18 protein-coding genes, 2 pseudogenes and 1 riboswitch are annotated in these 21,291 nt (G+C 61.9%); of the genes and pseudogenes, 7 read left to right on the forward strand and 13 right to left on the reverse strand.

From position 1 onward, the window contains the following. Positions 1-45: 45 nt before the first annotated feature. The 6 genes from VSR68_RS18340 to VSR68_RS18365 form a co-directional block, all read right to left on the reverse strand. On the reverse strand, positions 46-390 hold the full coding sequence (locus tag VSR68_RS18340; protein WP_342941187.1) for a copper-binding protein: 345 nt from the start codon (positions 388-390) through the stop codon (positions 46-48). Beyond that, positions 387-3,596 (reverse strand): efflux RND transporter permease subunit, encoded by a 3,210-nt coding sequence (locus tag VSR68_RS18345; RefSeq protein ID WP_342941188.1) that lies wholly within the window; start codon positions 3,594-3,596, stop codon positions 387-389. The genes VSR68_RS18340 and VSR68_RS18345 overlap by 4 nt, the downstream gene beginning before the upstream one ends. Next, complete coding sequence (locus VSR68_RS18350) at positions 3,593-5,152, reverse strand: efflux RND transporter periplasmic adaptor subunit (RefSeq protein ID WP_342941189.1); 1,560 nt, start codon at positions 5,150-5,152, stop codon at positions 3,593-3,595. Before VSR68_RS18350 ends, VSR68_RS18345 begins: the two co-directional genes overlap by 4 nt. A gap of 11 nt (positions 5,153-5,163) precedes the next feature. After that, a complete protein-coding gene (locus tag VSR68_RS18355; protein WP_342941190.1) occupies positions 5,164-6,462 on the reverse strand; it encodes a TolC family protein in 1,299 nt (432 codons plus the stop codon). Positions 6,463-6,554: 92 nt separating this feature from the next. Next, positions 6,555-6,908 carry a hypothetical protein gene (locus tag VSR68_RS18360; protein ID WP_342941191.1) on the reverse strand — a complete coding sequence of 118 codons (354 nt, stop codon included), beginning with the start codon at positions 6,906-6,908 and terminating at the stop codon, positions 6,555-6,557. Positions 6,909-7,152: 244 nt separating this feature from the next. Next, positions 7,153-8,004, reverse strand: coding sequence for a class I SAM-dependent methyltransferase (locus tag VSR68_RS18365; protein ID WP_342941192.1), 852 nt, complete (start codon positions 8,002-8,004; stop codon positions 7,153-7,155). A 270-nt stretch (positions 8,005-8,274) separates the two neighbouring features. On the opposite strand from VSR68_RS18365, the gene VSR68_RS18370 reads away from it, so the two are divergent. The 4 genes and pseudogenes from VSR68_RS18370 to VSR68_RS18390 all read left to right on the forward strand — a co-directional run. Further along, positions 8,275-9,288, forward strand: a complete 1,014-nt coding sequence (locus VSR68_RS18370; RefSeq protein ID WP_342941193.1) for an AraC family transcriptional regulator — start codon at positions 8,275-8,277, stop codon at positions 9,286-9,288. Between the two features lie 359 nt (positions 9,289-9,647). Beyond that, the gene (locus VSR68_RS18375) at positions 9,648-10,448 is read left to right on the forward strand and encodes a PqiC family protein (protein ID WP_428983530.1); all 801 of its coding nucleotides are present in this window, start codon (positions 9,648-9,650) and stop codon (positions 10,446-10,448) included. Between the two features lie 474 nt (positions 10,449-10,922). After that, complete coding sequence (locus tag VSR68_RS18385) at positions 10,923-11,207, forward strand: hypothetical protein (protein ID WP_342941194.1); 285 nt, start codon at positions 10,923-10,925, stop codon at positions 11,205-11,207. A gap of 177 nt (positions 11,208-11,384) precedes the next feature. Beyond that, positions 11,385-11,648 (forward strand): annotated as a pseudogene (locus tag VSR68_RS18390) (porin); the annotation flags it as partial. A 45-nt stretch (positions 11,649-11,693) separates the two neighbouring features. Here VSR68_RS18390 and VSR68_RS18395 read toward each other — a convergent pair. Then, positions 11,694-13,724, reverse strand: coding sequence for a Na/Pi symporter (locus tag VSR68_RS18395; RefSeq protein WP_342941195.1), 2,031 nt, complete (start codon positions 13,722-13,724; stop codon positions 11,694-11,696). Between the two features lie 556 nt (positions 13,725-14,280). On the opposite strand from VSR68_RS18395, the gene VSR68_RS18400 reads away from it, so the two are divergent. Further along, entirely contained in the window at positions 14,281-14,667 is a 387-nt protein-coding gene (locus tag VSR68_RS18400; protein ID WP_342941196.1) for a hypothetical protein, read from the forward strand. Positions 14,668-14,798: 131 nt separating this feature from the next. On the opposite strand, the pseudogene phoU reads toward VSR68_RS18400, so the two are convergent. Beyond that, positions 14,799-15,505, reverse strand: a pseudogene (gene phoU, locus VSR68_RS18405) (phosphate signaling complex protein PhoU). 189 nt (positions 15,506-15,694) lie between these two features. Next, a complete protein-coding gene (locus tag VSR68_RS18410; protein ID WP_342941197.1) occupies positions 15,695-16,162 on the reverse strand; it encodes a PRC-barrel domain-containing protein in 468 nt (155 codons plus the stop codon). A 454-nt stretch (positions 16,163-16,616) separates the two neighbouring features. Between VSR68_RS18410 and VSR68_RS18415 the strand changes: the two genes are divergently transcribed. Beyond that, the gene (locus tag VSR68_RS18415; protein ID WP_342941198.1) at positions 16,617-17,474 is read left to right on the forward strand and encodes a CHAD domain-containing protein; all 858 of its coding nucleotides are present in this window, start codon (positions 16,617-16,619) and stop codon (positions 17,472-17,474) included. A 91-nt stretch (positions 17,475-17,565) separates the two neighbouring features. Continuing rightward, a complete protein-coding gene (locus tag VSR68_RS18420; protein WP_342941199.1) occupies positions 17,566-18,210 on the forward strand; it encodes a hypothetical protein in 645 nt (214 codons plus the stop codon). Between the two features lie 26 nt (positions 18,211-18,236). On the opposite strand, the gene VSR68_RS18425 is transcribed toward VSR68_RS18420, so the two are convergent. The 4 genes from VSR68_RS18425 to VSR68_RS18440 all read right to left on the reverse strand — a co-directional run bounded on the left by VSR68_RS18425 (position 18,237) and on the right by VSR68_RS18440 (position 20,934). Further along, entirely contained in the window at positions 18,237-18,503 is a 267-nt protein-coding gene (locus VSR68_RS18425; RefSeq protein WP_342934782.1) for a hypothetical protein, read from the reverse strand. Between the two features lie 14 nt (positions 18,504-18,517). After that, a complete protein-coding gene (locus tag VSR68_RS18430) occupies positions 18,518-18,769 on the reverse strand; it encodes a hypothetical protein (protein ID WP_090862466.1) in 252 nt (83 codons plus the stop codon). A gap of 207 nt (positions 18,770-18,976) precedes the next feature. Continuing rightward, positions 18,977-19,357 (reverse strand): fluoride efflux transporter CrcB, encoded by a 381-nt coding sequence (crcB, locus tag VSR68_RS18435; RefSeq protein WP_342941200.1) that lies wholly within the window; start codon positions 19,355-19,357, stop codon positions 18,977-18,979. A gap of 74 nt (positions 19,358-19,431) precedes the next feature. Next, positions 19,432-19,492, reverse strand: a riboswitch (Fluoride riboswitch). A gap of 239 nt (positions 19,493-19,731) precedes the next feature. Continuing rightward, entirely contained in the window at positions 19,732-20,934 is a 1,203-nt protein-coding gene (locus tag VSR68_RS18440) for an ammonium transporter (RefSeq protein ID WP_342934779.1), read from the reverse strand. Between the last annotated feature and the right edge of the window lie 357 nt (positions 20,935-21,291).

A 21,291-nucleotide genomic window follows, 5' to 3' on the forward strand; every position in this document is an offset into this window, starting at 1 on the left:
TTCACTGCAAGCCCGATATCTTTGCGTGCCAGTCCGATGTCAGGACTATTTTTCCATTTTCACGATGGTCAGCATCCCGTTGACGTTTTCGACGCGCACCTTCACCTTGTCACCTTCGTGAACCTGTTTGACCATCGCCGCATCCTTTGCCTTGAAGGCCATGGTCATCGGCGGCATGCCAACGTTTTCGAGTGCGCCGTGTTTCAGTGTGACCATGCCCGAGGCCGTATCGACGTTCTTGACCTCGGCATCCGTCAAGGCCGCGCTGGCTGATGCCTTCGTCGCCGAAGGCTTACCGGACATACTCATGCCGGCCATGTCGTCACCTGCGAACGCCGGTGCAGCCACAACGGCTGCGATAGCTGAAAACGCAACAATCATCTTCTTCATTGAATCTCTCCAGTTTCGGTTGATGGCACTTTCGTGCCGGAAGGTACTGCATGAGAAAACCGCGTGTCCTCGCTTCGCGCAACGCGACGGCGCTGCAACAGGAACCAGGCGGCGGGAATGACGAACATCGAGAGGATGGGCGCGGTCACCATCCCGCCAACCATGGGCGCGGCGATGCGCTGCATCACTTCGGAGCCGGCGCCATGGCCGACCATGATGGGAATGAGGCCGGCGAGCACGACTGCCACCGTCATCGCTTTCGGCCGCACGCGCAGCACGGCGCCTTCGCGAATCGCGTCGAGCAGCGTGGCCTCGTCAAGAGGCTCACCGAGTTCGAGTCGCCGGTTGAGAGCACCCTTCAGATAGAGCAGCATGACGACGCCGAACTCAGCTGCAACACCGGCGAGCGCGATGAATCCCACGGATGTCGCGACCGATACGGCATGACCCAGTATCCAGATGAACCAGAATCCGCCGACCAGCGCGAAAGGCACCGTCGACATCAGGAGGAGCGCGTCGGCAGCCGAGTTGAACGTCAGGAACAGCAGCACGAAGATGACGACGAGCGTCACGGGAATCACGGTGCGCAGCTTCGCCGATGCGCGCTCCAGGTACTCGAACTGACCAGACCACGCAATTGAGTAGCCAGGTGGCAATGCCACCTTCTGCGCAACGACCTGCTGCATCGCCTTCACCGCTGACTGCAGGTCAACATTCCGTATATCGATGTAGACGAAACCCGAAAGCCGCGCATTTTCGCTACGAATCATCGGCGGGCCGTCGGCAATACGGATGTCCGCGACATCGCCAAGCTGTATCTGCGCGCCACGCTCCGTGACAACCGGCAACTGGCGCAGCTTCTCCAGCGAGTCGCGGACCTCGCGCGGATAGCGGATGTTGAGGGGGAACCGCTCCCGGCCCGCAATGACCTCGCCCACATTTTCACCACCGACTGCCGACGAGACGACAGACTGAATGTCGCCTACGGAAAGTCCATAGCGAGCGGCCGCCTGCCGGTTGATGTCGACGTCGATGTAACGGCCGCCGTTCAGTCGTTCTGCCAGTGCAGAAGTCACACCGGGCACATCCTTTACCGCCGCTTCAACCTGCGTCGCAATCCGGTCAATCTCCGAAAGGTTGGCACCGGAAATCTTCACGCCGACCGGCGTCTTGATACCCGTCGACAGCATGTCCAGCCGGTTGCGAATGGGCGGAACCCAGAGATTTGACAGCCCTGGCACCTTCACGGTCCGGTCGAGTTCGTCCATGAGCTTCTCCGGCGTCATGCCGGGGCGCCACTGGCTCCGGGGCTTGAACTGAATCGTGGTTTCGAACATCTCGAGACCCGGCGCCGGGTCCGTGGCAGTCTCAGCGCGGCCCGACTTGCCGAACACCGTCGCCACTTCGGGTACCGTCTTGATGAGCCGGTCGGTCTGCTGCAACAGCTCGGCCGCTTTCTCGGTCGAAATGCTGGGGAGCGCCGTCGGCATGTAAAGCAGGTCACCCTCGTCGAGCGGCGGCAGGAACTCTCCCCCCAACTTCGTTAGGGGAATCGCGGTGAGTACGAGCGCGACGACAGCGAGTCCGATGGTGAACCAGGGACGCCGCAGCGTGACTTCGAGCAACGGCCGGTACAGGCGCACCAGCACACGATTGATGGGATTGGATGTTTCATGCGGGATGCGTCCGCGAATCAGGTATCCCATCAGCACGGGCACAAGCGTTACCGACAGACCGGCAGCAGCGGCAATCGTGTACGTCTTCGTGAACGCCAGTGGTGAGAAGAGCCTGCCTTCCTGTCCCTCCAGTGAAAACACCGGGATAAAGGACAAGGTGATGATGAGCAGCGAGAAGAAGAGTGCTGGACCGACTTCGGCGGCTGACGTTGCAATCAGCTCCCACCGCTGTGCAGCCGTTATCGGTTCATCAGGATGTCCATGCTCGAATGCCTCCAGATGCTTGTGGGCGTTTTCAATCATCACAATGGCCGCATCAATCATCGCGCCGATTGCAATCGCGATGCCGCCTAGCGACATGATGTTCGCATTGACGCCCTGATAACGCATCACGATGAAGGCAGCCAGCACACCAAGCGGCAGCGACAGGACGGCCACGAACGCGCTACGCAGATGGAACAGGAACACGGCACAGACAATCCCGACGACGATGAACTCCTCGATGAGCTTGTCCTTCAGGTTGTCCACCGCGTTTTTGATGAGCTGTGAGCGGTCGTAGGTCGTCACGACTTCGACGCCGGCCGGCAACGAACGCTTCAGGTCAGCGAGCTTTGACTTCACCGCCTCGATGGTCGTCAACGCATTCTTGCCGGAACGCATCACGACGACACCGCCGGCCACTTCGCCTTCACCGTTGAGTTCTGCAATGCCCCGACGCGGTTCGGGCCCAATCTGGATGCGCGCAACATCGCCGAGCAGCACCGGCGTCCCCGCATCATTGGTCCGGAGAACAACATTGCGGAAATCATCCAGCGAATGCAGATAGCCTGACGAGCGAACCACGTATTCCGATTCGGCGAGTTCGAGGACCGAGCCACCGGACTCCTGGTTGGCCTTGCCGAGCGCGTCGGCCACCATCGCCTGGGTGATGCCGTACGCGCGCAGCTTGTCCGGGTCCAGCACGACCTGATACTGACGCACCATCCCGCCGACGCTCGCCACTTCGGAAACGTCCGGGACGGCCTTGAGCTCGAACTTCAGGAACCAGTCGTTGAGCGCTCTGAGTTGCCCGAGGTCGTGCTTCCCGGTCTTGTCGACGAGCGCGTATTCGTACACCCAGCCCACCCCTGTTGCGTCAGGGCCGAGCGAAACGGTCGCTCCCTGAGGAAGGCGGCTTTGCACCTGGTTCAGATATTCGAGCACCCGCGAGCGGGCCCAGTACGGGTCAGTCTTGTCATCGAACAGCACGTAGACGAACGCATCGCCGAACGATGAATACGCACGGATGGTCTTCGCGCCGGGAACACCCAGGAGGGTCGTTGTGAGCGGATAGGTCACCTGGTCCTCGATGACCTGCGGCGCCTTGCCCGGATACGACGCCTTGATGATGACCTGCGTATCAGAGAGGTCCGGCAGCGCATCCAGTGGCGTATGCGACACCGAATACACGCCCCATGCGGTGACAAGCACTGTTGCAAGCAGCACGAGGAACCGGTTATGGACGGACCAGCGGATGAGGCGCGCAATCATTTCGTGCCTCCTGCCGGTTCAACCTTCGTGAGCTTGTAGCCGTCATCCGACTGTTTGAAGGCGAAATGGACGGTCTGGCCTGGCTTCACGTCCGGGAATGCATCGGATGCCGGCTTGCTGAACGTCATCGTCATCGCGGGCCAGCCGAGCGCCGGCACAGGCTGATGCGAGAAAGTGATGTCCTTGCCCGTGACGTGTTCGACCTTGCCGGTTGTCTCGTAGGTCGAGGCCGCACTCGCAGGCGCAGCTGCAGCGGGCGCAGACGCCGCTGCCTCAGGAGCTGCCCCTGCGCCCGTACTGCCTTCGAGCCGTGGCAGCACCGATTTCAGACTGGCTTCTGAATCGATGAGGAACTGGCCGGACGCGACGACCGTCTCGCCATCGTTCAGGCCGCTGAGCGCCTCGGTTTCATTGCCGACATCGTTGCCGACCGTAACCGCCACAGGTTGCAGGCGGCCATTCGCGTTCTTCACGATGACCACCGAGCGCTTGCCCGTCGTGATGACCGCCTCCGAGGGCACCAGCAGCCGCGAAACCGACTTCTCGCCGCCGACGCGCACACGCATCAACATGCCGGGCGTCAGCTTCAGCGCAGCGTTGTCGATTTCAAGACGCGCCTGAAGCGTACGGCTCGTGGTGCTGATGCCCGGCAGGATTTCACGTATCTGTCCGTTAAAGTGCTGGGTCGGGTCGCCAGAGAACGTGGCGTCGACCGTCATGCCGGGTTTCACGCTCAGCGCGAGCGCTTCCGGAATTTCGACGATGAGCCAGAGCTTCGAGAGACCAGCGACCTTCGCAAGCGTCTGACCGGGCGTCACCTGAGCACCGTCCCGCACGTTCAGTTCGCTCACCACGCCGGTTTCGGGCGACGAGAGAACGACGTGTGTCTGAACCTTCCCGGTCCGGTCGAGGCTGGCGATGAGCCCGTCCGGAATCGAGAGCGCACGCATTCGCGCGCGTGATGCTTCCAGCAATCCCATGTCCATCCCGCCGCGTTTGAGCGACAGATATTCTTCCTGCGGCGCGAGCCAGTCGGGCACGAACAGGGACGCTATCGGCGCACCCTTGCTTATCCGCTGCATCGGAGCGCTGGCGTACAGATGGTCGATATAGCCGGTCACGCGCGACTGCACGACGTCAGCCCGTGACTCATCGAACTGGGTGGTGCCCACCGCGTCGAATCCGTCCGAGGTGTCCTGCCGGTGCACGGTCGCATAGCGGATGCCGAGGTTTTGCTGCAAACCGGGGTCAATCTTGACGCCCGCCGCACCGCCGCCTTCGTCCGCGTAGACGGGCTCAAGCTGCATATCCATGAAGGGCGACTTGCCGGGCTTGTCAAAGTGCTGCGCAGGCACCATCGGGTCGTGCCAGTAGAGCACCTTCCGGCCTGTCTTCGCGTCGACCTTGTCGCCCGTTGAAGTTGTCGCCGCACCATTCACGGATGCGCCCGTTCCGTTTGTTGCGGCGTGACGTGTGCCCGCGAAGTAGCCTGCGCCAAGCAGGGCCGCGCCGGCGAATACCAGTAGAACCGCGCGGACCAGTGGTTTATTCATCATCGTTCTCTCCTTCACTGGCCAGCAGCCATCGTCGATGGCACAACCTGGTACTCGAGCTGGGCCCAGGTCTGGGAAACATCGCGTTTGAGGTCGAGCACCTGAAGCTGCGCATCAAGCTGCGCGCGACGTGCCGCGAATGTATCGGCAAGCGAGCCAGTCCCTGACCGATAGGCAGCGTTCGCAAGCTGCACGCGCTGGTCGGCTGCAGGCAGCAGCGACTGGCTGAGATTGGCGATGCGTTCGCGGCCGCTGGCGAGATTGGCTGACTGGGCCTGGATATCCGCTTCAACCTGACGCTGTGTGTCCTCGTAAAGCAGGCGCGCCTTGGTGGCGAGCTCTGCCTTCTCGGCGGCGTCGCGGTTCTGGCGGTTTTTGCGGTTGATGGGTAGCGGAATGCTCACGCCAACCGACACCATGTTCGAGTACGCACCACCGCGCTGCTGGTACGCAACCTCCCATGTCCAGTTGGGACTGCGCTCGCTGTTCGCGACTGCCGTGTCGGCGTCGGCGACAGCGATGTCGTCGGCTGCGGCTACCAGCGTGGGCTGGACCTGCTTCAGTTCGTCGGGGGGCAGCGACGACACGAACGACGCCGGCGCGGGCGGTTCACCTGTGACGTCGGAAACGGGCGTCGCGGTCCAGCGCGAAAGCGCGATGAGGGCAGTCTTGTACGTTTGCCCGGCCTTGAGCACCTGGTCCTGCGTCTGCGCGAGCATCGCCTGACCCTGCACGACATCTGTGGCCGTCGCCTTTGCGCCCCGGTACGAGGCTTTCGTCGCGGCGAGTTCGTGGTTCATGTGGTCCAGCAGTTCCTGCTGCAGCGACACGGCTTTCTTTGCATAGATGGCGTTCAGCCATGCACCTGCCGTCTGCTGCCGGACGTTGGCGAGTTGCAGCAGATAGCCATCGTGTTCACGACCGACCATCTGGTTGGCCAATGTCGACCGCAGACGCCGCTTTTCGCCCGAGACCCATTCCTGCTCGATGCCGATACGGCGCATCGTCATGAAGTCCTGGCCAATGGTGAATTTTTGTGGCCCGGTGACGGGCAGGTTGTCGATACCAGCCTTGAGCATCGGGTCCGGCAACTGGGCAGCCTTGACGGCGGCTTCCGAGCTGGCGCGTTCCGATGCCTGCGCTGCCTGCATCGCAGCCGAGCGGTCGGTCGCCGATTGCAAGGCGGCCTCAAGCGTGAAGGATGCGTTCTGGGCGTGCGCGGCGGCGCTCGCGAGTATCAGCGAGACGACGAGCAAGCGCGCGCGCAGTGGTGCACGCCAGCGCAGTGGCGTGCTGATAGGTTTTGGTTGCATGTTCTAACCCCAACGGCGGAGACCCATAGGGAATCCACGTCCTGGACGCAGGACGACCTCACCGCAGACGCGGTGAACCAGTCAGCAAGGGATTAGATTGCTCGAGGAGGTCGCCACAGCCCGCCCGGTTCCCGGACGGTGAGCGACTGTGCATAGTGGAAGACGACGCGACTTCCCACGGACGTGGGATGGCTGACGGTTGCGGTTACAGCGGGATAGTACAAACTGCCGAACTGGCACTGGGCCGTTACCTTGCAGAAACCACCTTTTGCCTTGTCGGTCGAGGCCGATTTCATGGAGTCGCAGCCGGACATGGCGGACGTGCCGTCCCCCATTGCCATTGACTGTTGCATCGGACATTCCCCGACCATGCCGCTCGCTGCCAGCCCACTGATGGGCAGCACCGTGCAAAGCAGCAGCATGAGGATGGTCCGGAGCAGTTTCATGATTGCGAGTGTAGCGCGGCTATTCTATCCGCGTTCCGGAAATGTTGTATGCGTGTATTTGCACAGATCCGTGCAGTCAACTATTCGCGAGGGACCTGCGACTTCTGAGATTTGATAGCAGCCGTTGAGTTTCCGATGAGGTGTCCGGCTGCTTCGGGTCCGCTTTTCGACCTTCAATACTCTGTGAAGTCTCTGTGAGCGCGTGAGTGAGTTTGCAAATACCCGTTCAAACTGATCTCGCGCCCTAACGTTTGCGGATCACAACTTCGAGGTATTCACCCGGCACCACAAGCGACGACGTTCCCGCGACGTTAAACCGATCCAGCAGGTCTGCGATGTCCTGCTCCAGTGCCGTCTGCATTGACGGGTCGAGCGCGGCGAAAGCCTTCAGCGTCGGTCCATAGAATTCGCGAAAGACCTGGATCCAATGCGCCACGGAGCGGTAGCGAAAATTGAACTGTTTCCGCTGACACAGTATGTCAGTGGCCTCGGAGCCGAACAGAGCGACGATGTGTGGCTCGGTTCCCCAGAGCGCGGGGGACTTGAGCCCGGCGGGCGGAGGAAGGTAGCCGCCGATCAGCTTGAACAACTGGCCAATGAATCCTTCGGGCGTCCAGTTTGCCAGTCCGATGCGTCCGCCGTCGCGAAGCACACGCAGCATTTCCCTGGCGGGACGCGTGTGATCCGGCGTGAACATCGCGCCGAAGGTGGACAGCACAACGTCGAAGCTGGCGTCCTCGAACGGAAGATCTTCTGCATCGGCGACCTTGAAATCAACCTCCAGACCTTCGGCGTCGGCCCGTGCCTTGCCCTTCTCGAGCAAGGCGGGGACGTAGTCTGTCGATGTCACGTGGGCGAACCGGCGGGCGGCGGCGAGGGTGGCATTGCCGTTACCCGCTGCGACATCGAGGACGCGTTCGCCGGCTCGCACATCGATAGCCTCGGCGAGGGACTCGCCGACGATCTGCAACGTCGTACCGATTACGGCAAAATCTCCGCTTGCCCAGGTCGCTTGCTGCTTTGACTTGATGGCAGCGAGGTCAGGCTGCACCGAGGGCAGCGTATCGGCGGCTGAGATAGTGTGCAGAGCTTGCATGGTCGTTCTCCGGGAAGTCTCGAGGATCGCCTTGACCGGCGAGCAAGTGCAGTATGTCCTGGCGGTTTTGGTCGCACCTTTCCGCAAGTCGCCATGAATTGCTCACGTGTCTTTCGTTACAGCGTGGCGACTTGCAAGGTATGCTGCGACTCCGGCAAACTTGATCGCATGCCCTTGGGCAATGGCGCACATTGAGGCCAGGGATGCCCGAGGTTGAACGCCGATGGCCGAAGGTATGGCGCGAGGCCACATGGTTCATGAGAGACCGATATGAGCCACGACACCCTTTCCGATGTGCTGCGCACCGTACGCCTGCGTGGGGCGCTCTTTTATCGCGTCAATGGCCGCCGGAACTGGGCCGCGGAAGCGCCTCCCGCTCGCGAGATCGCCGATGCCGTCATGCCGGAATCGGAGCACGTGATGGAATATCACGTCGTCACGCGGGGAAGGTGTTGGGGTGCGATAGTCGGCGAAGCACCCGTACGTCTCGAGTGCGGCGACATCATCCTTTTCCCGCATGGGGATGCGCACGTCATTTCAAGCGCGCCTGGCATGCGAGCGCAGGCAAATGTCGCTGGATTGTCTGAAAGAGTCGACCAGCTACCTTTCACGTTGAATCTCGACGCGATCGAGGGCAACGACGACATGCCTTGCGATGAACGCTACGAGATAGAGCTGGTGTGCGGATTCCTGGGCTGCGATCTACGGCCGTTCAATCCGTTGATCGATACGCTGCCGCGGCTATTGCACCTCACATCGACGGGCGGGCAGGACTGGATTACCCACTTCATGCATCAGGCCGTTGCGGAATCCCGGAGTAAGCGGCCGGGTGGCGAGGCGATGCTCGAACGCATGAGCGAAATGATGTTCGTCGATGCGGTGCGCCGATATATCGACTTGTTGCCGGAGGAGAGCAGGGGCTGGCCTGCGGGGCTTCGGGACCGCTTCGTTGGTCGCGCGCTTGCGCTTGTGCACGATGACCCGGCAAAGGAATGGACTGTAGAGCAGTTGGGCGACCGGGTCGGCTTGTCACGCTCGGCATTGCATGAGCGATTTCTGGAGATGATCGGGCTACCCCCGATGCAGTACTTGCTCAATTGGCGAATGCAGGTGGCCGCGACGCTTTTGCGAAACACAAATGCGACGGTTGGTTCAGTAGCACTGGAAGTCGGTTATGCCTCGGAAGCAGCATTCGTACGAGCGTTCAAGCGGGTTGTGGGCAAACCACCTGCCACATGGCGCCGGGAGAAGGCGCGCGGGGCGCATGCGACGCATGGGCGCTGAGAAGAAAGATTGAACTTCACATCACATACTCGTTCGCACATCTAATTTTAGATGCGCACGTCACCTTGTGCCCAACTGGAACAAAGTTCTGAAACGGCTGCTTCCAGATTTACGTGCTGCGGATCTCATAAAAAATAGTGCGAAACGTGATGGGCAGGTTGACACGGTTCAATGCAGTGGCAGCCACGGAATGACCTGTGCGTCGACAGTTTGCGTCGTGACGACAAGGAGTCGTGTCGTCTCCAATTTCAGGACCGGAATATGCTGGATGTTCGACGCAAGACCATATTCGTGGCGTACTGGAAAGTTATCCGAATCCGACATGGCTTTCGAAGGTCGGCGGAGGACGGAGTCGAGAAGTGAAGCGCTTCTGCCGGTTTCCTGCAGTAATACCGCTGCTGTTGTTAATAGGCGCGTGTGCAAGCACTCCTGCGGGAGGCGTCTATAGGCTGAGTTCCGGGGAACCAAACCAGGACCTGGACCCGGGTATCCCGCTTGCTATCGTCGTGGACTATGTAACCGTTCCAGAGGAAGTCGATCGGCCCCAACTGGTGGTTCGTATCAACCAGTCACAGCTTCGGATCGTGGAGGCTGCCCGGTGGAGCGAGCCTTTGAAAACCCAGATCGGGAACGTCATAGCAGTAGATCTGGCACAGCTTTTCCGCGATGCTCGTGTCTCCGCTACATCGCAGACGACTGACCGGGCGACAGTCCGGCTCGCCATCAACGTGCGGATTTTCGACGCTACGCCCGGGACGGGTGCGGTGCTTGCGATTGTCTGGTCAATACTTACACCGGATTCCACGCGGGTACTCAATGGAAAATCCGTCGTGCTTCAGCGGGTCGACGGCGATAGCTATGACGCAGTTGTTGATGCACAGAGCCAGGCGCTTGCGTCTGTCAGCGCGGACATGGCGGACGCAATAATGTCGGCAATCAAAAAGAAACCGCGTGCAGTCGGCCCGATTTTCGATGCGAAAGCGCGCACGACGGGCAAGTCGTTGTCAACCATCGAGGATGGCCTGCCCGACAGTTGTCTTCGACAGTGTCATTCAACGTCTCGCGCGCCTCAGCCAGATTTGAGCGGGTCGGCGTCGAGGAACCGCTGCGCTGCCTGCGCGTTGTCCAGTATCGCTGTGAGCGGCTGGCTGAGTTCATGAGCGAACTAGTGGCCGAGAACCGCAAGCGCTTCGCGCATCGGCGACAAGGATACGGTTACGCTCGTGACGGGAAACGACGGATCTCAACACATTGCCCGTCAGATATGCATTGCTAAGCGGCGACATTGGTCGCAACGGGAGACGCGCCGGGTAAGTTCCTGGTTCCAACTTCTGTGCAGCCGCGACGACTGCCGATTGCGGGACTCCGACGGCACATGGATGGCTTAAGCGCACGGATGGACGTAAGCCAGTGCATTGACCGTTGCCCCGGTCAGAAACGCACGGCGATGATCATCGGATCGCTCCATAGTGCGGATGCCCAAAATTTTGACCCGATGCGATGCCGAAGGCGATATAAGACCCACACTGATAGTCGGCGGTTCGTTCCGGCTGATTAACTGCTCAGACTTGGCATTTTGTCGTCACGAGCCGATTACCTTCACATTTTGGCACGCTCTTCACAAGGAGACAGTCATGAAGTTTTTGGTGATACTGGCGTGCTTGATGGCAACCCCGCACGCATTTGCGGAATGCGCGACGAACTCGCGCGGTGAAACCGTATGTGGAAATGGACAGACGGCGGGCGGCTATAACCGGAATTCCGGCACGGCCTGGACGTCCCAGGCGAATCAGAATGGAGTGCGCACTACCCAGACCAACCGGGGTGGCGAAGCCAAGACGATGAATGGCAAAGGCGTGGCTAAGGGGCCGGGCGGAACCACCTGTTACCGGACCGCGAACAGTCACGGCTGCAACTGACGACGCTTACGATGTCGCCAGCCGCATTACACGCATTGACAGGGGAAGTCCCGGATGACGACCCACTCGACAGGAACCGGATAACCCGGGAAACGCTTTATACTTTTTCTGAGGGAGGTGCGTACAGCCAGGTTGGTCAACGGCCACCTGTGTTAAGCATTCCAGAATTATCCAGGCGGCTCAGTGCAGTACAACCGCTGGGGGCTGCGCGGGGCCGAAGACCTGGGTGGCGGATTGAAGGCCATCTTCACCTTGGAAAGTGGATTCAACGTAGACAACGGGCAACTGTCGTCGAACAACCGTCTCTTTGATCGCCAGGCTTATGTTGGACTGACGACACGCGAATATGGCACGCTCACATTCGGTCGCAAGACCGATGACATGGTGGACTTCGTGGCACCGCTTTCACTGACCGGGACAGAATATGGCGGTGTGCACTTTATCCAGTTCGTCAGCAGCGAAGGCGCATCGAATGGCTGGCCGCTTTCATCGCCGTGCTGCTTGCTGCTTTCTCGTCATGTGCGTGAACCGTCCGGCTTCCTGAATGCCTCCGCCCCCGGGCAGCGCATCATCGTCACGTGAACGCACGCCATCAGGAGCACACAGTCTGATCCTCGCCAGCTCGAAGGCCATGTGGGTCACATATCCCGCCGCGACTTCGGGCAAACCGGTTGCGTTGACACTGTCGGGTCTGAGAAACACGCATGCCTCACCATGCGCATTCGCGACTTCCGGAGTGAGTGAATAAAGGTTCCTTAGGGACAGCGCGAGTTTGACGTCCGTGAGCCGCGCAGCTTCGATACCCTCGATGAGGCCCTGCATGCTGCCTGCCGGTACGTGGAGCGAGGCCCACCACTGACCGGGCTCCTGCATCTCGTGATCAGCGGCGTTGTAGCCAAGCCTGGCCGTACCCAGCGGGATGTCGGAAAACGTGATGCCCAGCGCATCCTGCCATTCGCGAAGGCCCCGATGATCACCATCGTTGATCTCCCGGGCCGCAAACGTGACGCTGACGATGTGCTGCCTGGTCCACGGTTCTCCAATCACACTCAGATAGCCGTCGTCCAGATGCGCGGTTCCCTGCAGGTACGTCGCCAGGATCGATTGTGTCTTTCCCGCTTCGGATTCCACCTGCCGCACTATCCGGAGGTCCTGGAGTGTCAGCCAGATCGATCGGGCCGCCTCGTACCGCAGATGGATACCGTCACTGGTTGTGCTTTCAAGCGTATGGCGTCCACATTCTCGAATAGTGGCGCTGTTGCCCGTTTTTCCCGCGTCGCAATTCGCAGGCCCTGCCTGAGCATCGGCTCGCCGTTCGTCCTCTGCGTGCTGGATCGCGTCACGCGGCGGCAAGTGCCTCCTGCCGTTGGAAGCGACGCTATCGAGAACGTCGTGACGCTGATGGACGACTCTCGGAATCTGGTCGCTTTCCCGCAGACGCTTGCGGACCTCGACCAGCAGTTCGCCTGGATCCGCCCTGAGGTGCAATGCCGGACGCATTGCACTTTCGTGGGCCTCCCGCGGCACTGGCGTTCCGTTCTGCTCGCCATGAAATGGGCCTGACGTGTCAGTGATCTTGATGAACGCCGGCATCAATTGACCGAGGAGATTGCCGTACGGGGTAAGCAGTGGCAGGAGCAACCCGGCGAGGACCACATTGAACAGTGTGTGGAAGTCCGCGACGACACGCCCGTTGTCGGGTTGCACTGTGACCATGAACCGTCCGATCGGCCCGAGTGCAGCAAGCACCAGCGTGACGCCCATCGTCAGGATGAGGAGGTTGCCAACCGGCAGTCTCCTCGATGCAGGATCGTCCGGAACGTTCCATTCGAGCACCGGTTTGATCGCGGTGCCCAGATTCGCACCCAGCACCAGAGCGAATGCGGTGTCGGGCGGCACAACGTTTCTGGCGCAGAGGGACGCGACCAGCAACACCGCAGCAACGTTTGAATTCGCGGCCCAGCACAGGCTCGCCGCGAGCAGCACGTCTACCAGCGGTACGGTCGACGCAGCACCGAGCAGCATGCGCAGGCTTGGCGCGTCTTCGTAGTCGGTCATCAGATCGAGCAGTTCATGCAACGCGAGCAGCATCAGGCCCAGCCCGATAAACGCGCGACCCAGATCATGAGCCCGCGCGTTCGATGTCTTGCGAAACATCAGCACGCCGACGAGTATCAGCGCCGGCGAGACCGCCGCCACATCGAACGACAGCACCTGCACGATCAGTGTCGCGCCGACGTTCGCCCCCAGCATGGCAGCCAGCGCAGGGACAAGGTCAACGCGCCCGGTTGCGGCAAGGCTTGCCGTCATCCAACCCGTCGCGCCACCGCTTTGCGTGACGGCCGATGCGCCCAGACCCGCGAGGAAAGCATGCATTCGATCGCGCAGCGAACGCGCCAGGAGTGCCTGCAACCCCGCGCCGAATGCCCGCTGCATGCCTGTCTGGGCCATCTGCGTGCCCAGCAGCAGAAGCGCGATGGAACCTGTCAGATCGATCAGCGTGAATGTCGTCGGCATGCCCGCGCTCCTGTTGTGCCGTCGTATTGCCGGTTTCCTCGACATTCTTCCGGGCCGGGTTCTTCCGGGTTCGGTCGCCGCCCTCCATATCCATGGGCGCTGCAGGTAGTCGGGATGAACACACACGCCATTGTCAGGAAAATGTGCGCAGGCATTGGTGCGCGAGCGCACAGCCAGTCTGCCAACATTGGGAGTGCGGATCACTCCCGCGATGCGGCTGGTGATGTGCAGACGCGACGCTAGCCGCGGTCGTTGTGTTTCGATTCGTCGATTAACCCCGCGCGAGCAGGAATTTGCGGCCTCCCAAGGCATTTGCAGCGCCGGGCGACACGTCAACGTGATGGGCCGCGCCATTTAGATGCGCACTTCGCACGCCATTTCGTCACAAAAATGTCACAATAACGATTTTCAGGCCTCGATATGTTATGGAGATCTGGATCGCAGTAGGTTTTCGCGTGACGTATAACGGTCGGCGGATTCTCCGGACTCCGCGTTCGACCGAAAGGCAGGGTCAGGCATGCGAGCCTGCAAGCACGGCAAGTTGATGGGGCATGCCATGAGACGGACGTACGAATACAACGGGTTCACTCTGCAGGTCGCAGTCGAATCCGACTTCCGCAACTGTGAGACAAAACGCACATCGGCGCATCCGGGCTATGTCGCAGTCGTTCGGATTTTCGAGGCAAGCGGCACAGTGCCCCGATTGTCGCAACTCAGACTGGGTGATGCAGGCGGCCATCCGTTCGATAGCGAGGCCGACGCGCTGAATGGCGGGTACATCGCGGCGCGCACGATCGTGGACGATCTTTTCGGCCAGGACATAGCAAACCCCTTCGTCATGCCATTGCGACAGTCGCCGGCTTCGCTACCTTCACCAGATGTATGGCTGACCTTCAACGAACGCGCGCATTGGCGCGAAAAAAGGCACGCCAGTCGGGCGTGACTCCGGGCGCCTGGTCCGGACGCGCCCCGTTCCGGCGGAATCGGGCGGCGTTCCTTGAATGTGCAGGGAAGCCCGGAGATCATCGAGCGCTTCGCACGTTTGTTGGGTCTTCGATCCCTGCCGTCCGGTCCTCAGTGATTCCCGGCTTCGTGCTCAAGCCGCTCGCGCGGAACGTGGCGCACATCGGTGCCCTTCACAACATAGATGACGAGTTCCGCCAGATTCTTCGCGTGATCCCCGATCCGCTCGATGGTCGATGCAATGGACAGATAGTCGAGCGCCGAAGCAATGATGCGGGGATTCTCGGCCATGTACGCTGGCAGCTTGCGCACAAAGTCGCGGTACCGGTCATCGATCGCCTCGTCCTCGCGCATGATCTGTGCTGCCGCAACCGTATCGAGACGGGCGAATGCCGCGAGCGCGTTATGGAGGATGGTGACCGCCATCTGACCGGATGACTGGATCTCGGCAATATTGACGTTCCTGCCCACACCGTCCGTCGCGATTCGCCGTGTGCGCTTCGCGATCTTGCGTGCCTCATCGCCGGCCCGTTCGAGATTGGTAATGCCTTTTGAGAAGGCCATCAGTCGACGCAGGTCAGATGCGGTGGGCTGCGCCGCGCGATGATGTTGCCGCACTCCGCGTCGATCTCGACTTCCATCGCATTGAGTCGATGCTCCTCCTCAACCACCTTCCCGACCAGGTCCATGTCAAAGTGGCTGAGTGCCTCCATCGCATTGGTCAGTTGTGACTCAACGACTCCCCCCATCTCGAAAAATCTCGACGACAGGTGTTCGAGGTCAGCATCGAACCCGCTGGAAATATGCCTGGCTGACATTGAAAACGCCTCTTGCTGTCCGTCCGGTCGGTTGTGGTTGGCTCGTCGTTTACGTTCGATGCGAGTTGCCATCATCGCGCGCATCCGCGAAGTGAACGACGCGGCGGCCGTCTGCACGACTGCCGCCGCGAGGGCGCCCAAAGGAAAGAGAGTCAGCGCCCGTCAAGCCGCGCGATGTGAGGGCGCCTGTCAGAGCCCGCGATCGCGCATCGCCGCCGGATCGACCGAAGTCGTGGTCCAGTACGGATCGCGGTTGTAGTACTTGTGCATCTGCGTGCCCCAGGTCTCGTCGGCCATCGACGGCCAATGGTCCTTGTCGAAGCCCGGTTCGTCCTTGATCCGCTGCGCGGTGATGTCGACGCGGAAAACTTTTTCATCCGTATCGAGCGTCAGCGCACTCCACGGGATTGCGTGCAGATTGCCGCCAATGCCGAGGAAACCGCCTTCCGACAGCACCGCGTACGCGATGCGTCCGCTGCGCACGTCGAGCATGATGTCCGAAATCTTGCCGACGTGTTCGCCATCCGACGAGACGACCTTGTTGCCATCCAGCGTGGCCGCGGCCATCACCTCAGGCCCCGGACCTTCGCCGACTCCACCGCCGACGATGCCTGCGCCGGCTTGCGCCGGGTTCATTTTCGGGTCTAGCGTGGTCATGATTTCCTCCCTGGAAAAGTCCACGGGATGCGATGTGCATCCGCCGTGCCCGCGAGTGCTTCTCACGCGAAGACGAGTGCTCGCGCGCGTGCATCGTTACCGACACGACGCACGCAAACTCGAACGGACTGCCGGCGACGCACAGCGGCGCGGCTCGAATGCGCGGCTGCAAAAACTTCAAGCATCGGTGTCAAGCTGACAGAGAGACGCAAGCTTCCTGGCGCGACCGCGGATGCAACGCTGTCGACGATGCCGTGCGGCGAGCGACGCCACGCTCTGCGCGGTTTGGCGGCGCGACGCGTCGAGGGCTCACGAAGCGCGAACTGTCGCGGCGCGCTTAGTTGCGGCTCTCGGTAGCGCCTGGCTTTTGAACCGATATGGAAAGCGTATGATGTTGTTTGCATCGGTCGATGCATCACAAGTCATCTTGTCGTCGCTCCCGATACGAGGCCACATGAAACACGACGATCGCGTCCACGACGTCGCGGTGCCGGGCGTTGAGCCGCATGCCGAGTCGATGTTCTCTGCGCTGGCGACACCCCTCGTCGACGAAGCGCTCGCGCGCGTCGCCGCGATCCACGCCGACGCTTCTCCCGAATCCCTGCATCAGCTGCGCGTCGCGCTGCGGCGCCTGCGCTCGCTGTGGTGGGCGTACCGGCCGCTGGTCGACAAGGCAGAAAACGCACGGCAGCGCACGCTGTATCGCGATCTGGCCGATGCCGCTGGCAGGACGCGCGACTGGGACATCCTCCTCGAACTGCTCGCCGGCGACGAACATACGCCCCGCGACGTGCCCGCATGCCTGCGCGAAGCGCGCGAGCAGGCGCTGGCGGCGAGCCGCGAGACGCTCGTCAACGCCGATATCCACGACGTGCTGCACGGCGCGCTTGCGAGCACGTCGAAGGAACTGAACGACGCGCCCGAACGACATGCGCTGCAGAAGTTCGCCGCGAAGCGCGTGCGCGCCGCCGAACGCTCGCTGCGCAAGACGCTGCGCGGCGCATCGCATGCGAAGCGCTTCGACTACGAGGCGCTTCATGATGTGCGCAAGGCGGGGAAGAAGGTCCGCTATCTGCTGGAGTTTTTCGGGCCGATGCTCGACGACGACGGACCCGGGCACACGCTCGCGCACCTGAAGAAACTGCAGCAGTGCTTCGGCGAACTCAACGACGTGATCGCAAGCGTCGCGCTGTTGCGCGACAACGTGAGCCTTTTCGCCGACGAGCAGGACGCGAGCGCGGCGCTCGCGTATCTGAAGGAGCGGCGCAGGCATCGTCAGCGCGAAGCCGTGCGGCTGCTGCGCAAATCGTAGCGTCCGTTGCTTCTGCGCATCGGGCGCGCGAGGGCGGAAGTTGCGCCTTTGAAACCGTATATACTGTTTATACCGTTAACGAGGAATCGACATGAGCACGCCACGAATCAAGGAACCGACGAAGAAAGCCTTCCACTTCCCGAAGAGCGCGAAGGAACCGTCCGCTGAAGCGAAGAAGCCGTCTGCGAAGGCATCGCGCGCATCGGACGCGAAGAAGGCATCGCCGGATGCACAGGCGGCCGCGAGCGCGCCGGAAGCGGCATCGACGCAAGCGCAGGCACCGAAGGCCGCTCCCAGGAGCAAGACCGCGAAGGCCACGAACGCGACGAACGCGACTAAGGCGACGAATCCGACGAGTGCAACGAAAAAGGCGACGAAGCCTGCAAAGTCCGCCAAGCCCACGCAGACAGCCGAGGCCGCTGCGACAACAGCGAAAGCGCCGAAGGCAGCGAAGTCGTCGAAGGCGAAAGCGGCGCCCGCTGCCGCTGCGGACAAGAAGCCGCGCGTGAAGAAGGAAAAGGAAAAGGTCGTCCGCGACAGCTTCACGATGCCGAAGTCGGACTACGCGAAGATCGCCGAACTCAAGCAGCGCTGCCTCGACGCGGGGCTTCCGGTGAAGAAGAGCGAGTTGCTGCGCGCGGGTCTGAACCTGCTCGCCGTCTCGCCTGCGAAGCGGCTGATCGCGGCCGTGCAGGAGCTGGAAGCGGTCAAGACGGGACGTCCCGCCAAATCGTGATCGTGCGGCGGCCGCCCGCGCCGCCGTTATCCCGCATCGCGCGGATAGTGCCCGGCGAAAGCCGAGTGCATGCGCTTGAGCAGCGCAATATACGGACGCCCTCGATCCGTCATCATCCATGACGCGGCCAGGGCGTTCGTCTCGTCCCATAGGCGCTCGAACTTGTCGCGCGCGATGTCCGCGGGAATGCCGGACATCATCAGATCCAGAAAGTCTTTTTCGATCGCTTCGGCTGAGCGGGGCGCCCGCGCGGGCGGGCTCGTCTGCATGTCGCCGGACTGATCGGAGGACACGATCGCCTCGCCTGCTAGTTCATCGATGGCAGGAATCGCCAGCGCCTGTCCATCCTGTGCAGCAGCGCGATATACGAAAACGCGGCATCGCTGTCGACGCACGACTGTGCCGCATCGTTGACTTCGTTCCACAGCGTTTCGAACCGCACCGCCGCTTCGGGACGGCTGAGCGGCTGCGTGAGCAGCACCGAAAAGGCAAACGACAGTTCCTCCGCGCTGCGCCGCAGCGGGTAGCACGATCGACGCGATAAATATCTGTACTTCATGGTCTCCGGCTGACGTTTAGGTCTGTGCGCGTTCGAAAGCGGCGGCGATGTCGCTGACGTCACGGTGTCCGGTATCACATTGCCCGCCGCATATGACGCCGATGATACAGCCGCGCGAAACGTGCGCGGCAGCGATCGTCGGTGATCTTTTGGTGAAGGGTGGATGTCTGTCATCGCCGTGAGCGGCGATGCGGCGACGTGTTCCGCTCAGCGCGCGACGACCGACACCGTCGCGATGCCGAGCACAGTCGCGATCACGGAAGCCGTCACGTGAATCGCGATCTCGCCCGCGGCCCAGTTCAGCCGTCCTTGTTGCAAGTGCTGGACCACTTCCGCGGAGAAGGTCGAGAACGTCGACAGTCCGCCCATCAGGCCGGTGATGATGAAGAGGCGCCATTCGGGCGCGATCTGCGGATTGCGGCCGAAGTAGGCGACCGCGACGCCGATGATGTAGCCGGCGATCACGTTCGCCGCGAGCGTGCCGAGCGGCAGCGCGGGAAAGAGCGCGTTGAGACGCAGACCGAGCAACCAGCGAAACAGCGAACCGAGTGCGCCGCCGATGCCGACGGCAAGAATGGACAGATACATGGGAAGCCTGGAAAGCCGAACGTCGACAAACCGGCTGCGGCGGGGCGTGAGGCTGCAACGTCCGCAGTGATCCGGGCGAAGCAGGCATCATCAGCCACGAGGGCGGTTCAGGAGAATGCCATCTCCGGCGCGCGCAAGTCTAACACCGGCGCGCGCGTTGTAATGAAAGGTGAGCGGCTCGACAGGGCGGGCCGCGCGCCAGCATCGCGAGGTTACACCAGAAGCGCGGGCACTGTCAGCGGACGCATGCAGCCGCGCCGCGCTTCCGCGCGATGCGATGCGGCGCGCGCCGTCGCGCTTTCCGCGTGTCCTTCTGTTGCGGAACGTATGGACCGATGAACCGATGGACCAATGTCGGCCCGATATCGCGCCGTTCAGCCGACCGTCTCGCGTTCCGGCGTCGACGTGATCTTGTGGATCGACAGGTCGGCGCCGTTGAACTCGTTCTCCTGGTCGATCCGCAGTCCGACGCTCATGCGGATCGCGCCATAGACGATCGTGCCGCCCAGCGTCGCGAACACGACGCCGCCGAGCGTGCCGATCACCTGCGCGACGAGCGACACGCCGCCCAGGCCACCCAGCGCATGCTGACCGAAGATGCCCGCCGCGATGCCACCCCACGCGCCGCACAGACCATGCAGCGGCCAGACGCCGAGCACGTCGTCGATGCGCCAGCGGTTCTGGACGATCGTGAACATCTGGACGAACAGCACGCCTGCGACGGCGCCCGTCACCAGCGCGCCGAGAGGATGCATCACGTCCGAGCCGGCGCACACGGCGACCAGCCCCGCGAGCGGGCCGTTATACGTGAAGCCAGGGTCGTTGCGGCCCGCGAGCCACGCGGTGAGCGTGCCGCCGACCATCGCCATCAGCGAGTTGACGGCGACGAGGCCGCTGATCTTGTCGATGGTCTGCGCGCTCATCACGTTGAAGCCGAACCAGCCGACGGCCAGCACCCACGCGCCGAGCGCGAGAAACGGAATGTTCGACGGCGGATGCGCGGCGATGCGTCCGTCGCGCGTGTAGCGGCCATGCCGCGCGCCGAGCAGCATCACGGCGGGCAGCGCGACCCAGCCGCCGAACGCGTGGACCACCACCGAGCCCGCGAAGTCGTGGAACGGTGCGCCGAGCGCATGCGTGAGCCATGACTGGATGCCGAAGCGGTCGTTCCACACGATCCCTTCGAAGAACGGATAGATGAATCCCACCAGCACGAAGGTCGCGAACAGTTGCGGGTTGAACTTCGAGCGCTCGGCGATGCCGCCCGAGACGATCGCGGGGATCGCCGCCGCGAACGTCAGCAGGAAGAAGAAGCGCACGAGCGCGTAGCCGTTGTGCGCGGCGAGCGTCTCGGCGCTGCCGTAGAACTGGACGCCGTAGGCGATCGTGTAGCCGATGAAGAAGTACGCGATGGTCGACACCGAGAAGTCGACGAGGATCTTCACGAGCGCGTTGACCTGATTTTTCTTGCGGACCGTGCCCAATTCCAGGAACGCGAAGCCCGCGTGCATCGCGAGCACCATGGCCGCGCCGAGCAGCAGGAAGAGGGTATCGGTGCCGGTTTTCAGACTGTCCATCGGTAGGAATCCTGCGATGCGCAAAAAGCGGGCATCGAACGCAAGAAGCGGGCCAAAGCGAGGCGCGCACGCGTTCTGCCGGTGCGAAGCCGCACCGGAATGGGACGCGACGATTCCGCGACGCTATTCGTCGGAACTGGTTACGCAGTGATTCGAACGGTGTGAGCACCGTCTGTGTGCACTTGATCCGAAACAGGGCATCGGGTGAACCCAAAAATGTGCGAATTCCTATGATTTGCTTGATAAAGCCCTACGATTTCATGACAGGCGCGACCCCGGCAAGCCAAACGAAACATGCGCCGCCGGCGTGCGCCCATGCCGCCCGCATTTGCACCAGACTGACGACCCATGCTCGCT

It is taken from the genome of Paraburkholderia phymatum (genome assembly GCF_038900715.1).
GTDB classification, from domain to species: Bacteria; Pseudomonadota; Gammaproteobacteria; order Burkholderiales; family Burkholderiaceae; genus Paraburkholderia; species Paraburkholderia phymatum_A.

Excerpts from the sequence above, each read along its gene's own strand:
- VSR68_RS18345 (WP_342941188.1), bottom strand. The coding sequence starts at position 3,596 with ATGATTGCGCGCCTCATCCGCTGGTCCGTCCATAACCGGTTCCTCGTG.
- VSR68_RS18395 (WP_342941195.1), bottom strand. The coding sequence starts at position 13,724 with ATGCCGACGACATTCACGCTGATCGATCTGACAGGTTCCATCGCGCTT.
- VSR68_RS18400 (WP_342941196.1), top strand. The coding sequence starts at position 14,281 with ATGAGACGGACGTACGAATACAACGGGTTCACTCTGCAGGTCGCAGTC.
- VSR68_RS18365 (WP_342941192.1), bottom strand. The coding sequence starts at position 8,004 with ATGCAAGCTCTGCACACTATCTCAGCCGCCGATACGCTGCCCTCGGTG.
- VSR68_RS18350 (WP_342941189.1), bottom strand. The coding sequence starts at position 5,152 with ATGATGAATAAACCACTGGTCCGCGCGGTTCTACTGGTATTCGCCGGC.
- VSR68_RS18440 (WP_342934779.1), bottom strand. The coding sequence starts at position 20,934 with ATGGACAGTCTGAAAACCGGCACCGATACCCTCTTCCTGCTGCTCGGC.
- VSR68_RS18360 (WP_342941191.1), bottom strand. The coding sequence starts at position 6,908 with ATGAAACTGCTCCGGACCATCCTCATGCTGCTGCTTTGCACGGTGCTG.
- VSR68_RS18410 (WP_342941197.1), bottom strand. The coding sequence starts at position 16,162 with ATGACCACGCTAGACCCGAAAATGAACCCGGCGCAAGCCGGCGCAGGC.
- VSR68_RS18340 (WP_342941187.1), bottom strand. The coding sequence starts at position 390 with ATGAAGAAGATGATTGTTGCGTTTTCAGCTATCGCAGCCGTTGTGGCT.
- VSR68_RS18385 (WP_342941194.1), top strand. The coding sequence starts at position 10,923 with ATGAAGTTTTTGGTGATACTGGCGTGCTTGATGGCAACCCCGCACGCA.
- VSR68_RS18415 (WP_342941198.1), top strand. The coding sequence starts at position 16,617 with ATGAAACACGACGATCGCGTCCACGACGTCGCGGTGCCGGGCGTTGAG.
- VSR68_RS18370 (WP_342941193.1), top strand. The coding sequence starts at position 8,275 with ATGAGCCACGACACCCTTTCCGATGTGCTGCGCACCGTACGCCTGCGT.
- VSR68_RS18430 (WP_090862466.1), bottom strand. The coding sequence starts at position 18,769 with ATGAAGTACAGATATTTATCGCGTCGATCGTGCTACCCGCTGCGGCGC.
- VSR68_RS18355 (WP_342941190.1), bottom strand. The coding sequence starts at position 6,462 with ATGCAACCAAAACCTATCAGCACGCCACTGCGCTGGCGTGCACCACTG.
- VSR68_RS18420 (WP_342941199.1), top strand. The coding sequence starts at position 17,566 with ATGAGCACGCCACGAATCAAGGAACCGACGAAGAAAGCCTTCCACTTC.
- crcB (WP_342941200.1), bottom strand. The coding sequence starts at position 19,357 with ATGTATCTGTCCATTCTTGCCGTCGGCATCGGCGGCGCACTCGGTTCG.